This window comes from Ruminococcus sp. RTP21198st1_G1_RTP21198_201120, assembly GCF_040924265.1.
Classification (GTDB): domain Bacteria; phylum Bacillota; class Clostridia; order Oscillospirales; family Ruminococcaceae; genus Hominimerdicola; species Hominimerdicola aceti.
In genome coordinates, this window is sequence record NZ_JBCOMH010000001.1 from 252,061 (window position 1) to 265,462 (window position 13,402).

Annotated in this window: 14 protein-coding genes; 12 read left to right on the forward strand and 2 right to left on the reverse strand. The window is 44.7% G+C overall.

The features are described from left to right. Window positions 1-4 precede the first annotated feature (4 nt). The 5 genes from AB5627_RS01240 to AB5627_RS01260 all read left to right on the forward strand — a co-directional run bounded on the left by AB5627_RS01240 (window position 5) and on the right by AB5627_RS01260 (window position 6,163). Complete coding sequence (locus AB5627_RS01240) at window positions 5-2,980, forward strand: ABC transporter permease (protein ID WP_207741342.1); 2,976 nt, start codon at window positions 5-7, stop codon at window positions 2,978-2,980. Between the two features lie 14 nt (window positions 2,981-2,994). After that, window positions 2,995-3,825, forward strand: coding sequence for a purine-nucleoside phosphorylase (locus AB5627_RS01245; protein ID WP_265290330.1), 831 nt, complete (start codon window positions 2,995-2,997; stop codon window positions 3,823-3,825). A gap of 178 nt (window positions 3,826-4,003) precedes the next feature. Beyond that, window positions 4,004-4,765, forward strand: a complete 762-nt coding sequence (locus AB5627_RS01250) for a zinc ribbon domain-containing protein (RefSeq protein WP_265290329.1) — start codon at window positions 4,004-4,006, stop codon at window positions 4,763-4,765. Window positions 4,766-4,832: 67 nt separating this feature from the next. Continuing rightward, window positions 4,833-5,336: a hypothetical protein gene (locus AB5627_RS01255; RefSeq protein ID WP_195249120.1), complete on the forward strand. Its 504-nt coding sequence runs from the start codon at window positions 4,833-4,835 to the stop codon at window positions 5,334-5,336. Between the two features lie 35 nt (window positions 5,337-5,371). Beyond that, window positions 5,372-6,163 carry a zinc ribbon domain-containing protein gene (locus AB5627_RS01260; protein ID WP_265290327.1) on the forward strand — a complete coding sequence of 264 codons (792 nt, stop codon included), beginning with the start codon at window positions 5,372-5,374 and terminating at the stop codon, window positions 6,161-6,163. Window positions 6,164-6,261: 98 nt separating this feature from the next. Here AB5627_RS01260 and AB5627_RS01265 read toward each other — a convergent pair whose 3' ends face one another. Then, window positions 6,262-7,539 carry an amidohydrolase gene (locus AB5627_RS01265; RefSeq protein ID WP_265290326.1) on the reverse strand — a complete coding sequence of 426 codons (1,278 nt, stop codon included), beginning with the start codon at window positions 7,537-7,539 and terminating at the stop codon, window positions 6,262-6,264. 16 nt (window positions 7,540-7,555) lie between these two features. After that, window positions 7,556-8,719 (reverse strand): alanine racemase, encoded by a 1,164-nt coding sequence (gene alr / locus AB5627_RS01270; protein ID WP_265290325.1) that lies wholly within the window; start codon window positions 8,717-8,719, stop codon window positions 7,556-7,558. A gap of 140 nt (window positions 8,720-8,859) precedes the next feature. Between alr and AB5627_RS01275 the strand changes: the two genes are divergently transcribed. The 7 genes from AB5627_RS01275 to AB5627_RS01305 all read left to right on the forward strand — a co-directional run bounded on the left by AB5627_RS01275 (window position 8,860) and on the right by AB5627_RS01305 (window position 13,379). Further along, complete coding sequence (locus AB5627_RS01275) at window positions 8,860-9,456, forward strand: SLOG family protein (RefSeq protein WP_242993225.1); 597 nt, start codon at window positions 8,860-8,862, stop codon at window positions 9,454-9,456. A gap of 122 nt (window positions 9,457-9,578) precedes the next feature. Beyond that, window positions 9,579-10,496, forward strand: coding sequence for an LCP family protein (locus AB5627_RS01280; protein WP_022287251.1), 918 nt, complete (start codon window positions 9,579-9,581; stop codon window positions 10,494-10,496). Between the two features lie 39 nt (window positions 10,497-10,535). Next, window positions 10,536-10,934, forward strand: a complete 399-nt coding sequence (locus tag AB5627_RS01285; RefSeq protein WP_022287252.1) for a hypothetical protein — start codon at window positions 10,536-10,538, stop codon at window positions 10,932-10,934. Window positions 10,935-11,150: 216 nt separating this feature from the next. Beyond that, window positions 11,151-11,645, forward strand: a complete 495-nt coding sequence (gene rimP, locus AB5627_RS01290) for a ribosome maturation factor RimP (protein WP_022287253.1) — start codon at window positions 11,151-11,153, stop codon at window positions 11,643-11,645. A 61-nt stretch (window positions 11,646-11,706) separates the two neighbouring features. After that, entirely contained in the window at window positions 11,707-12,795 is a 1,089-nt protein-coding gene (gene nusA, locus AB5627_RS01295; protein ID WP_022287254.1) for a transcription termination factor NusA, read from the forward strand. Then, on the forward strand, window positions 12,785-13,054 hold the full coding sequence (locus AB5627_RS01300; RefSeq protein ID WP_038672821.1) for an RNase P modulator RnpM: 270 nt from the start codon (window positions 12,785-12,787) through the stop codon (window positions 13,052-13,054). Before nusA ends, AB5627_RS01300 begins: the two co-directional genes overlap by 11 nt. Next, complete coding sequence (locus tag AB5627_RS01305; protein ID WP_022287256.1) at window positions 13,047-13,379, forward strand: ribosomal L7Ae/L30e/S12e/Gadd45 family protein; 333 nt, start codon at window positions 13,047-13,049, stop codon at window positions 13,377-13,379. The genes AB5627_RS01300 and AB5627_RS01305 overlap by 8 nt, the downstream gene beginning before the upstream one ends. Window positions 13,380-13,402: the final 23 nt, after the last annotated feature.

The window sequence follows — 13,402 nt, forward strand, 5'->3', positions numbered from 1 at the left end:
GCTTATGTTCACCTTATTGTTCCGTAAAATGCGAAACACCAAATGGATGGTGCTTTGCCTGCTGATAGGCTTTGTTATGGCGTCTGCCATGATGAGCACTATCCCTATTTATATGAACGCTTCTCTGCAAAGAATGCTTGTAAAGGATCTTGAGTCGTTCCAGACAGAATATGAGATCTATCCAGGTGCGTATAATACCAGCTATGGATTGAAAATGGATATCTCAGGCAGTGAGCAGCAGAAAGCTGTTGAAAATTATAATAACAAAGTGGAGGCTAAGTTCAAGGAGCTTGGTCTGCCTGAAAAGCTTGATAAGAAGTATATAAGTGACGAGTATCTCTATGTGCGTTCACTTGCCGTTTCAGATGGCAATTCGCAGGCAAGATTCACTCTCGGCGGTATGACGGATATTTCCGACCATATCAGCATAAAGCAGGGCAGAATGTTCACTGCAGGCAAGCGTTCAGACGGCGTTTACGAGTGCGTTGCCACAGAAAAAGCCATGAAAAGCACAGAGCTTGCTATAGACACAGTATATGAGATAGCCGACGTGTTTGATGATAACAAGTCAATAAAAATAGAGATCGTGGGCGTTTTTGACGTTAAGGACGAAAATGACGCATATTGGGCAGAGGGTCTTGATTCTCAGTATACAGCCGTTGTCTTTACAGATTATGACACAATGCTCGGGGATTGCGTTGATACTGGCGTTGTGAATATCACAAAGGCTGTCCATAACTATGCGGTGGATTATGCTTCCATGAATATGACTGACCTTGCAAGCACAAACGAGATGATAGCAAAGCAAAAGACCTATTTTGGTGAAAATTCCATAGGCTTTTCGATGCCTGCCTCAGATATCCTCAAGGACTATGAGAGCCGTTCATCACAGCTCCAGCTTGTTTTGTGGCTTTTGCAGATACCTGTCATACTTATGATAATATTCTATCTCTTTATGGTGTCACAGCTCAACGTTGAGCAGGAGCGTAACGAGATAGCGGTGTTCAAAAGCCGTGGAGCAAGCCGCTTGCAGATAATGGGCATTTATGCTCTGGAATCCCTCGTACTTGGCGTTTTGACCGTTATAATAGGACCTTTCGCAGGTCTTGGACTTTGCAAGGTGCTTGGTGCGTCAAACGGATTCTTGGAGTTTGTCAACAGGCGTTCGCTCCCTGTTCATATGACAATAGAAGCTGTCGTCTATGCGGCAATAGCCGTGGCAGTGTTCTTTGTCACAACTATGATACCGATCGTTCCTGCCACAAAAACAACTATTGTTGAGCATAAGCAGTCAAAAGCCAAAAAGAAAAAGCACGCTCTGTGGGAAAAGGTCTGCCTTGATTTTATCCTTGTGGGCGGTTCAGTTGGCTGGCTTTATTATTACAACAAAACTCAGGAAAAGCTTGTTGCAGAGGGTGTGACAGACACCACCGCAACAGTAAATCCTATAATGTTCGTGGCTTCCACTGCCTTTATACTTGGCCTTGGTCTGTTTCTTATAAGGATATATCCTTATATAATAAGGCTTCTCGCAAGAATAGGCAGAAGAGTGTGGTCGCCTGCACAGTATGTTTCACTGACTAATATCGGTCGCTCCTCAACGGGCAGGGAAAGATTTTTGATGCTGTTCCTTGTTCTTACTGTATCATTGGGCGTGTTCTTTGCAAATACCGCAAGAGCTTTGAACAGAAATGCCGAGGAAAGCGTTGCCTATGGGGTTGGCTGCGACGCTGTTCTTACAGAGCAGTGGTATAGCAGTAAAATAGAATCTGCACAGCAGACCACTCCTCAAAGCGCATCTCAGGCAGCTCAATCAGGCACAAAGCAGACTTCCGAGGAAAGCGACGAAGAAGATACAGAAACTACCATACAATATGTAGAGCCTGTTTTTGAGCGATTTGAAAAGCTCGCAGGAGTGGAAAATGTCACAAAGGTTTTCAGAAAAGACGACGTGACCATATCTTCAAACAAAATGAACGTTCCAAGACAGCAGACAAAGTCTGACGATGAGGAAAAGACCCGTGACGATTTCCTTGACCAAAGCGTTGACACAAGCTCAGGCAAAAGCTCAACAAGCAATGTCCAGCTTATGACCATAGTGCCAAGCGATTTCTCAAAGGTCTGCAAATTTGAGGACAGACTTCTGCCAGTTCAGTTAAATAACTACCTGAACGCCCTCGCAGAGTATACCCCGGGAGTTATCCTCTCTTCAAGCTTCAAGAGCTACGGTCTGGAGCTTGGTGATACTGTAGAGTGTAAGTGGGGCGGAAACGAGCCCTTTGAAGTGACCGTCCTTGCCTTTGTTGACTACTGGCCGGGACTAAGCCCTTATAAAGAGGCGAAAAACGGCGGTTATATGGACTTTGCCGTTATGAACTACGATTATGTGAACGTTCAGACAAGCATGGAGCCTTATGAGGTATGGTTCAAGCTCAAAGACGGAGCTTCCGTTCAGGAGTTTTATGACTCAATAGACAAAGCAGGCATTAAACCCCTCACCCTTGAATCTGCAAGCCAGCAGACCATAGAAAAGAAAAACGACCCTATGCTCCAGGGCATGAACGGCGCTCTCACTCTCGGCTTTATCATCATCATGGTGATGTGCATAATAGGTTTCCTTATCTATTGGATACTCTCCATAAAGAGCAGGACTTTGCAGTTTGGTATCCTAAGAGCAATGGGAATGAAGTTCAGAGAGATAATAATGATGATAGTCTATGAACAGCTTTTGGTGTCAGGCGTTGCAATATTCGCCGCTATCTTTATCGGTGGCATAACCAGCGACCTTTTCGTACCGCTGTTCCAGAGCATCTTCGACGCAAGCCAGTCAGTGCCGCCGTTTGCAGTGATACCTGAACGCAGCGACTATCTGAAGCTTTATGCAGTTATAGGAGTAATGCTGCTCACAGCCTTTGTGGTGCTTGGCAGACTTATAAAGAAGATAAAGATAAGTCAGGCGTTAAAGCTTGGTGAGGATTGATAGGAGGAAATTTTATGACAGCTTATGAAAAGCTTACAAAATGTTATGAGTGCGTAAAAAGTAAAATAGACTTTGAGCCAAAGGTAGCCCTTGTGCTTGGCTCAGGTCTTGGCGATTATGCAAATTCCATAGACGTGAAATACACCCTCAGCTATAAGGATATAGAGGGCTTCCCTACATCAACGGTAGAGGGTCATAAGGGTCAGTTCGTTTTCGGATATGTTGGCGAAGTGCCTGTTGTTATAATGCAGGGCAGAGTGCATTATTATGAGGGCTATGCAATGGAGGACGTTGTGCTTCCTGCAAGACTTATGAGAATGTTGGGCGCAAAGGTGCTTTTCCTTACAAACGCATCAGGCGGAGTGAACGCAGGCTTCAAGGCAGGCGACTTCATGCTTATAACCGACCATATCTCAAGCTTTGTTCCTAATCCTCTTATTGGCAAGAACATCGACGAGCTTGGAACAAGATTTCCTGATATGAGTGAGATATATAACAAAAAGCTCAGGGATATCATCTCAGGTGCGGCAGAAGATTTTGACATAACCCTCCGTCATGGCGTTTATCTCCAGCTCACCGGACCGTCTTTCGAGTCCCCTGCGGAAATAAGAATGGCAAGAACTATCGGTGCTGACGCAGTGGGAATGTCAACAGCCTGCGAGGCTATCGCCGCAAATCATGCAGGCATGAAAGTCTGCGGAATATCCTGCGTTGCAAACCTTGCAGCAGGCATGACGGAAAATCCTCTCACTCATGCTGAAGTTCAGGAATGTGCAGACAAGGCTGCTCCCCTTTTCAAAAAGCTTATCACTGAAAGCATCATAAGGATAGGTAAACAGCTTTAAGGTTTTGTAACAGCTTTTTCAAAATAATATGTAACAAATGTGCGAAAAGGGCTGATGATGTGTACTTTTTTGCTAAACTTTGTGAAAAACTATTGACAAATCTAACGCTTTAGTTTAATATATTATTATGAAGTAAGTATCTTCAAAAAATATATCAAGAATATGGAGAGATAATCATATGGCAAAATTTTGTGGACAGTGCGGAGCTCAGCTTAATGACAATGCGACTTTCTGCACTCAGTGCGGTGCAACAGTAGCACCTCAGCAGCCTGCACAGCAGACCGCTTCACCAATGGCAAATCTTCAGCAGGCAGCCAAGAATATCGACATGAACGCTATAAAGGACGCTGTTTCTGTTGAAAACATCAAAAATCTGAAAAACAAGCCTAATAAGCTCACTATCGCAGTTCTGGCAGTTCTGCTCGTGCTTGTTATTCTGGTAGTTGTTATCCTTTGCATGATATTCGGCGGCGGAAGCTGGAAAACTCCTATCAATAACGTTATGGACGTTCTCAATGACGGTGACGGTAAGGCTTATGAAGAGCTTATGCCTCCTTATTATAAAGATATGGCAGACGCTCTGGACGGTATCATTGATATAAGCGACGAAGATTTTGACGAAGAGGCTGAAAATCAAAGAGATAGACTTACAAAGAAATACGGCGATGACGCTGAGATAAGCTATGAGGTAGTTAAAAAGACTAAGGTAGACTCAGACGATATCGACAGCTATAACGAAGTTTCAGACGTTGCGTCAATACTCAGCAGCAAAAAGGCTAAGAAGTATAAGCTTACAAAGGCTTACAAGGTAAAGATCAAGTACACTATCGAAGGTGAAGACGCTGATAAGACCGACAAGACAACTGTTATTGTTGGCAAGATGGACGGTACATGGGTGCTTCTGGACGAGGGCGACCTTCCAATAAGCACAGGTTTCTAAGATATATAAACGATCAGTAACGGGCGGAGAAATTTCCGCCCGTTTTTGAAAATGCGGTGTTTGCACAATGAAAAAATTATCAGTGCTGTGTATGCTTTTGTGTGTGGCAATGCTCTTTTGCTCCTGCGGAGAGGAAGAAAGAGCTGTCCTGGGATATGAACAGCCCGTGGCGACACTTATCACAGCGGCGCAGTATAGCGATACGCAGTCATATCTTTCCTGCTTTACCCCAGAAGCGGAGGCGGAGTATAAAAACAGCGACAGCTATAACGAAGCCCTTGCGGAAACGCTTCTCACAAGGGGCGAGGAAAAAACGGAGCTTTCTTATAAGCTCAGCAGTAAAAAAGAGCTTGACAGCGACGGCTTGAAAGACCTTGAAAAAAGCTATAAGGAAAGCTATCACAAAAATGTGACTATCAAAAAAGCTGTTACAATGACAGCAAAGCTCACAGAGACTACTGACAGCGGCGAGCTGTCTGCCAGCCGTGAGATAACAGTGGTCAAAATAGAAAACAACTGGTATATTTTCGGAAAAGTTATCGAAAAATTTGATCTCAGCCAAAAGGGCTGAGGGGATCAATAATAATATGAAAAGAGGGTATTAATATGGAAAATTGTCCAAAATGCGGTCTGCCTGTTGCCGACGGTGCAAAGTTCTGCGCTGCCTGCGGAACAAGAATGCCGCAGAAGCTTATAAAGAGCAAGGTCTGCTCAGTGTGTGGAAATACACTTAATGCGGGGGCTAAGTTCTGCAACGTCTGCGGAACAGCTGTGCCGCAGGACGAAACGCCTGCCGACGAGCCTGTAGTGGACGAGAGAAATCCTGAAATGGAGTCTATCGAAGTGCCTGAGCTGCATTTTGACGATACTCCCGTGCAAAATCAAACTATTCCGCCAACGACTCCTGATATGCCGACTATGGACAGCGTTTATCTGCCAGGACAAGAGCCTGCAAAGCCTGTTCAGCCTGCACAGCCGACAGCCGAGGAAGTTGCAATGGCTTCAAGAACTGTGGAAATACCTCAGACGCCTACAGTTGCGGAAACTCCAAACGTTGCACCACAGCCACAGCCTGAAAGAGTTCTTACACCAGAGGGCTATCAGCAGACTGCTCAGCCTGTAAACAATGCAATGCCACAGATGAATCAGGGTGGACAGCCTATCCAGCCAAATCAGATGAATCAAATGAACGGCGTTACACCTGGAAAGGGTGCAGGCGCACTTGTGCCGATAATACTTATCATTCTTATACTTGCTGTTATCTGCGTTGACGTTTTCTGGCTTTTCAGAGATCAGATATTCGGCAAAAAGGACGAAAGCTCAAATGACTGTGCGGTGGTAACTCTCACGGACGAAACTGACTATCCTGCAAACGAAGCATTTTTCTTTGAAGAATAGAATATAATGTAAAAAGGGACGTTTCAAAGCGTCCCTTTTTTGTGTATCAACACAGTGTTTGCGTAAAAGATAAAGGCGACCCAAGGTCGCCCCTACTTTTAGTCTTTCATGCTCTCGATTATCTCGTTAGATTTCTTGTAAATGACCGCAGGTTCTTCGCCTATCCTGAACTCGCCGTCCTCGTAAAGCACCTTTCCTGCACACATCGTGAGCTTTACATTCTGCTTTGAACCGCTGTAAACAAGGTTTTTGCCTATGTTGTTAAGAGGCTGCATATTAGGCTGAAAAAGGTCGATGACGATAAGGTCAGCCTGCTTGCCCTCTGCGATAATGTCGCAGTCAGAAAGCCCCATTGCCCTTGCAGAGCCTACAGTTGCCGCTTTCAGCACCGAGTCAGCAGGGCAGGCAGAAGCATCATCGCAAGCTATCTTCTGCAAGCCTGTCATAAGGAACATTTCTCTGAACATATCAAGACAGTTGTTGCTTGCAGGGCCGTCAGTACCTATAGCAATGTTTATGCCCATATCCTGCATTTTTACGATAGGCGCAATGCCGCTTGCAAGCTTTACGTTAGAGCCTGCACAGTGAACAGCCCATACGCCCTTGTTTTTGAATATCTCAAGATCCTTGTCGCTCATGTGAACGCAGTGGAAGCCTGCACCGCCAAAGTCGAAAATTCCGAAGCTGTCAAAAAGCTCAGTTGGCGTCATGCCGTATTTCTCTATGCACTCTCTGACTTCTTTTGCGGTTTCCGAGTTGTGCATTGCAACAGGCGCTTTGTATTTTGCCGCAAGCTTGCCAACGCCCTCCATAAGCTCCTTTTCGCAGGTGTATTCTGCATGGAAGCCAAGCATAAAGCTTATAAGAGGGTCAACATTATTGTATTTCAGATAGTTGTTTTCAAGCCTTTCAAGATTAGACTTGTCACCGCTCACCGCACCGCAAAGCACAGAGCGGAAACCGCTTTCCGTGCAGGCTTTTACATAATCGTCAAGCTCAAAGTACATATCAAATGCCGCCGTACAGCCTGTTGTGAGATATTCAAGTATAGCAAGCTTTGTGAGCCAGTAAACTTTCTCTCCGTCAAGCTTTGCTTCCATTGGAAAGATCTGCTTAAAAAGCCAGTCCTGCAAAGGCATATCGTCAGCATATGATCGCAGAAAAGTCATTGCCGAGTGAGTGTGCGCATTTTTGAATGACGGCATAAGGAGATTTCCCTTGAGGTCATATTCACGTTCAAAAACCTTTCCGTCAAGCTCCTCAGCCTTAGGCTTGCCAACGAAAACTATCTTTGAGCCTTCCGTCCAGACCTCTATATCCTGCGTTTCTATGCCGTTGGCAAGGGTCATTACCCTGCCGCCGAAAAATCTTATCATGGCTCTTTATCCTCCCTTACTCTATTTCAAGAACAGCCGTCTGCTCTCCATGGCGTGAGATAACTCTCGGCACTCTTGCAGATATTCCGCAAACTATCTCGTAGCCTATCGTTCCTGTCATTTTGCCGATATCGTCGGCGGTTATCTTTTCATTTCCCTGTGCGCCTATGAGGACAGCCTCGTCCCCTGCCTTTACGTCCTCTACCTCAGTTACATCACACATGAACTGATCCATACATATCCTGCCTGTGATAGGGCATTTCTTTCCGTTGATAAGCACATATCCCTTGTTTGAAAGCGCCCTTGGATAGCCGTCTGCATAGCCTGCCGTAACAGTTGCGAGCTTTACTTTGCCATTTGCAGTGTAAGTCCTGCCGTAGCTTACGTCAGTTCCCTTGTCTATGTATTTTACCTGCGCAACAGCCGCCTTAAATTCCATAGCTGGCTTTGGCTCAAAAGGCAGAGCCTTTGCAGGGTCAGGATAAAGTCCGTAAAGTATTATTCCAAGCCTTGCAAGAGAGCTTCTCTCATTATAATAGTATACTCCGCCGGCTGAGTTGAGAAAATGCACCTTGTCAAGGTGAAGTCCCTCTGCTTCGCACTTGTCAGCAACGGCAAGTATCTTCTCCGTCTGTGCCTTTGTGTATTTCTCGTCCTGCTCTCTCAGGCTGTCAGCCACCGCATAGTGGGTGAAAATGCCCTCCAGCGCAATGTTTTCAAGCTTTGATATCTCTTTAAGCTCACCGTATATCTTGTCGGTTTCCCCGTGAAGACCTATCCTCGTCATGCCCGTGTCGATAGCGGCATGTATGCGTACCTTGCCGTCAGCGTTTTCTGAAAGTGCTTTAGCATATGAAAGCTCTGTGCAAGCCTGAATGATGTCAAGCCTTGTGAGCCACTTCGCATTCTCAGGAGGTGTGTAGCCCAAAATGAGTATCTCGCCCTTTATGCCCATATCCCTGAGCCTGTGGGCTTCGTGTATGTTCGATACCGCAAACCAGCGAATGTCCATTTCGTTTTCAAGAAACGGAACTACCCCGTTGTCAAAATGTCCGTAGCAGCTCGCCTTTACAACGCACATTATCTCTGTTTTTTCCCCTATGAGCCTGCGGTATTCTTTCAGATTGTATTCAATGCTGTCAAGATCTACCTCAGCCCATGCTCTCTTCAAAAAATCCATTTTATTTTTCTTCCCTTTCGGTTTTATAATTGTGCCTTTGCACAAAATATTTGTCATTTTCTATTGAAAAAGATAAATCAATGTGTTATAATGTTCTTATCATGGGCATTGTGTCGCCAAATCTTTCAGGAGGCTTTGATGTGAGTAATATCGTCCCCGCAGAAGAATTTTTCTGCAACCGAGATACCTCTTGCTGCTTTACAGGTCATAGGGACAGGGATCTGCCTTTCGGCGGCGATGTCCATAAGCAGGGTATGAAAAATCTCCTGAGTATGCTCGTCCTTATGATAAAGGAAGCATATAGCGAAGGCTGCCGTACTTTTATATCAGGTATGTCAAAAGGTATCGACCTGCGCTGTGCTGAGATAGTCCACAGCCTTTCGGCTCAGCCCGAATATAAGGATATGAAGCTCGTGTGCGTTCTGCCCTATGCAGGTCAGCGTACAGAGATGAAAACACCCTTGGACAGCTATACATATTCGCTTATTCTGAACTCTTGCAGTGCGGTCGTGATAACAAGCCCCAAGTATGAAAGCGGCTGTTATAAAAAGCGAAACAGCTTTATGGTGGAACATTCCTCTCGTTTAATCGGGGTCATAAAAGAGAAAGCCAAAGGCTCAGGCACTTTGCAGACCATAAACATGGCAAAGCGTGCAGGCCTTACGCTGAACATCATATGCCTTGACGATAATCCTGTTTTTTATATCGACTCAGACTCAGACAGCCGTCCTATTTAGTTTACACCTAAATTGCAAATTGTTCAATAGTTTTCGAGAATTTTTCCGAAAAAGTTTATATATGAAAATATGGCGGACAGTATGCCTGCCTGTATATATTTGAAAGTAAGGAGATCAATAACATGGCTCAGACGAAAGCTCACAAGAAAAAAAGAAGATCTCAGGCTCCTATCGCTCTGGTCTACTTCATAACGATGATAATATTCCTCTTTGTTATCGGCATGCTTGCACTGTATGCCCTCAGAGAGTTTGGTGTTATCGGCAATGATGACAGCGACAGCGACGCAGGCATAAAAAGCCCGGTTTATAATACCCTTTTTGCAAGAGTGAACAGCAAGGGCGTTCTTGCAGACGCAACAGTCATAAGAGTTGCACCGGACGCAAAGAAGATAATCATAATGCCTGTTTCAGCGTTCACAGTGAGCGGAAGCCAGACAATGCGTGAGATACACGAAGAGGGCGGCATGGTGAAGCTTGAAGCAGCCGTTGCAGACACTTTCGGTATCACTATAGACAATTACGTTTCTCTCACAAATGACGCATTCGAGAATGCGGCGGATATTGTGGGCGGAATTACATATACTCCTGATGAGGAGCTTTACTATCTCTCTCAGGATAATGACGAGAACGATATCGCTATCCCAAGCGGCGATCTGACTAACCTCAGCGGTCATCAGATAAGACTTATCTGTCAGTATCCTGTTTTCAAAGAGGGCAGGAACGGTAATATGAAGTTTCTTGGAACTGCGGTGACAATGCTTATAAACAACGCTTTCCAGCAGACGAATATCACTAAGGATAATCTTGATAACTTCTATAATATATTCACCGCAAACAGCGATACCGATTGGACAAGTGCACAGTATAAGGAAGAAAAGTCGTATCTCAAGGATATGCTGGATCAGAACCTTACTCCTGCAGAAGCTCTTGTGCCGGAGGGCGAGTGGACGGACGATTCTCACTTTAAGGTGTCTGATAAGTTCAAGGAGAGCGTTCAGACAATGCTCAAAGATACTGCACCGTCAGCAGCGGAGAAGTAAAAACGTAAAGGCTGAAATTTTAACAGGGGGCGATATAACGTGAAACTTCTGGTCATAATCCTTAATAAAACAGACGTGCTTGACTATTTGCTGGAGGGACTTTCAGCAGCAGGCATAAAGGGTGCGACTATAATCGAGTCGTCAGGTATGGCAATGACCCTTTCAAGACTTGACAGCAGCTTTCTCAGCGCCTCTATCCGAGGACTTTTCAGCGGTGAAGAGGATAACAGAACTATCCTCTCAGTAATAAAAAATAATCAGCTCGATACCGCACGAAAGATAGTTTATAATACTGTGGGCGATCTATCTCAGCCCAATACGGGAATAATGTTCACCGTTCCGCTGGATTTCGTCGAGGGAACAGTGAAGAAACCCGTGGATAAAGAAAAAGCAAAACCTAAGGATATCCCTGAGGAGAATGAAAAGAACGTCAGTTGACGAAATGTTTACAGACTATTAACATAATATTTAATTCTTTTCATTAAAAACTTTTGAATGTCCTTGCAAAAAACTGTTTTGTGTGGTATAATAATCACAATAGGCTTTTAATGAAAGACTGGAACTTGACTTCCGGTCTTTTGGTTTTGTATGGGGCTTTTTTTTCATGGCAAAGCCTAATGGCTTTGCTTTGGGAAGCATTAACGGAGGTGCTGTATGGAAGTAAAGAAAACTACGGTAGAAAAAGTAAGAGAGCTTGCACAGCCTATCGCAGACGAGCTTGGCTTTTTCCTTTGGGACGTAAGGTTTGAAAAGGAGGGAGCAACGTGGTACCTCAGGGTGCTTATCGACAAGGACGGCGGCATAGATATGGACGATTGCGAGGCTTTCACAAGACCGATGAACAAGGTGCTTGACGAGGCAGACCCTATAGCTCAGAGCTATGTGCTGGAGTGCGGAAGTCCCGGACTTGGCAGAGAGCTTAGAAGGCCCGAGCATTTTGAGGTCTGCATAGGCGACGTTATAAGAGTAAGGCTCATAAGACCTGACGAAAACGGTGAAAAAGAGTTCGTTGTGGGTCTTGTGGGATATGACAAGGATAAGATACTTTGTCAGAAGCTGGACGAGGATATGAACGGCGTGGAGAATGTAGAGTTTAAGCTTGCAGATTGTGCTTATGTAAAGCTCAATGATGACGCAGACCTGTTCTGAATGAAGAAATTTAATAAATATGGGCAAAGCCCGAATCAAGTGTGAAAGGATTGATCAGAAAATGAATAAGGAAATGACCAGCAAATTTTTTGAAGCTCTGACAGATTTGGAAAAGGAAAATAATATTGGCAGCGATATACTTATTGAGAAAATAAAATCAGGTATTGAAAAGGCTATCAAGAAGGATTATCCTTACTGCGAGAATATCAGAGTGGATATCGACCCTGTTACAGGAAAGCTCGATATAAGGATACTCAAGGAAGTTATGGACGTTATGTATGTTGACGACCCTGACAACGAGATCTTCCTTGACGAAGCAAAGGTCTATGACCCTAACATCAAGGTGGGCGATATGGTGGAGATACCTCTCGACCCTGCAAAGTTCGGCAGAGTTGCCGCTCAGAATGCAAAGCAGTCTATCAAGCACGATATCAAGGATTTTGAAAGAGCAAGACTTATCGAGCAGTATCACGATAAGGAGCATGAGTGCGTTTCTGCCACAGTCCAGAAGGTCGAGCCTGCTACTCAGAACGCTATACTTACTATCGACAAGAACGAAGTTTATCTTGTAAGAAACGAGCAGATACCAGGCGAAACACTCAAGGCAGGAGATATCATCAAGGTATATGTTGTGGGTATCGCAAATCCTGACAGAAAGCCTTCTATCAAGATATCAAGAACTCACAGAGAGCTTGTTAAAAGACTTTTTGAGCTTGAAGTTCCTGAGATAGCAGACGGCACTGTTGAAGTAAAGGCTATTTCAAGAGTTGCAGGTGCAAGAAGCAAGATAGCGGTTTATTCAAAGGACCCTAATGTTGACGCCGTTGGCGCTTGTATCGGTCCTAGAAAGTCAAGAATAACTTCTGTTGTGAACGAGCTTAAGGGCGAGAAGATAGACGTTATCAATTGGTGCGAAGACCCTGCACAGTTTATCGCAAAGGCTCTTGCTCCGGCTGAGGTAATAAACGTTGTTCTCAGCGAAGAGGAGGGCGTAAGAGAGTGCCGTGTTACTGTTCCTGACAACCAGCTCTCACTTGCTATCGGTAATAAGGGTCAGAACGCAAAGCTTGCCGCAGGTCTGACAGGCTATAAAATAGATATCGTATCCGAAAGCTCTGCAAAGGCTGAGGCTGCCGATGATGAAAACTAAGAAGATACCAATGAGAATGTGTCTTGGGTGCGGCGAAATGAAACCCAAGAGAGAGCTTATCAGAGTGGTGAAGTCAAAAGAGGGGGATATCTCCCTTGACCTCACAGGCAAAAAATCAGGCAGAGGCGCTTATATATGCAAAAGCGTCGAATGCTTTGAAAAAGCAAGAAAGGCAAGAAAGTTTGAAAGAAGCTTTTCCTGCATGATAAGCGAGGATATATATAACAGCATGGAGGGCGAGCTTAGGGAAAATGAATAATAAAATAGGGCTTGTTACAATGTGCAGAAAAGCAGGAAAGCTTGTAATGGGTATGGATATGGTGAAGGACGCCTGCAATACAGGCAAAGCCTGCGCAGTGTTTGCGGCAACGGATTTTTCACCTAAATCTCTTAAAGAGATAAAGTTCAACTGCTACAAAAACGGGATAAAGCTTTACAGTCTTGGCATGACAATGGACGATATCCATTTTGGTCTTGGCAAAAGAACAGGCGTTGTCGCTATTTGCGAGGGAGGCTTCGCAAAGGCTTGCGCCAAAGGGCTTGAGGAGATCCCTATAGACGAAAATGAGTTTTATAGCATTTAGCATTTATTGAGGAGGTATTTTAC

Coding starts and splice junctions, on each gene's coding strand:
- AB5627_RS01240 (WP_207741342.1), top strand. CDS start 5: ATGTTCACCTTATTGTTCCGTAAAATGCGAAACACCAAATGGATGGTG.
- AB5627_RS01245 (WP_265290330.1), top strand. CDS start 2,995: ATGACAGCTTATGAAAAGCTTACAAAATGTTATGAGTGCGTAAAAAGT.
- AB5627_RS01250 (WP_265290329.1), top strand. CDS start 4,004: ATGGCAAAATTTTGTGGACAGTGCGGAGCTCAGCTTAATGACAATGCG.
- AB5627_RS01255 (WP_195249120.1), top strand. CDS start 4,833: ATGAAAAAATTATCAGTGCTGTGTATGCTTTTGTGTGTGGCAATGCTC.
- AB5627_RS01260 (WP_265290327.1), top strand. CDS start 5,372: ATGGAAAATTGTCCAAAATGCGGTCTGCCTGTTGCCGACGGTGCAAAG.
- AB5627_RS01265 (WP_265290326.1), bottom strand. CDS start 7,539: ATGATAAGATTTTTCGGCGGCAGGGTAATGACCCTTGCCAACGGCATA.
- alr (WP_265290325.1), bottom strand. CDS start 8,719: ATGGATTTTTTGAAGAGAGCATGGGCTGAGGTAGATCTTGACAGCATT.
- AB5627_RS01280 (WP_022287251.1), top strand. CDS start 9,579: ATGGCTCAGACGAAAGCTCACAAGAAAAAAAGAAGATCTCAGGCTCCT.
- rimP (WP_022287253.1), top strand. CDS start 11,151: ATGGAAGTAAAGAAAACTACGGTAGAAAAAGTAAGAGAGCTTGCACAG.
- nusA (WP_022287254.1), top strand. CDS start 11,707: ATGAATAAGGAAATGACCAGCAAATTTTTTGAAGCTCTGACAGATTTG.
- AB5627_RS01300 (WP_038672821.1), top strand. CDS start 12,785: ATGAAAACTAAGAAGATACCAATGAGAATGTGTCTTGGGTGCGGCGAA.
- AB5627_RS01305 (WP_022287256.1), top strand. CDS start 13,047: ATGAATAATAAAATAGGGCTTGTTACAATGTGCAGAAAAGCAGGAAAG.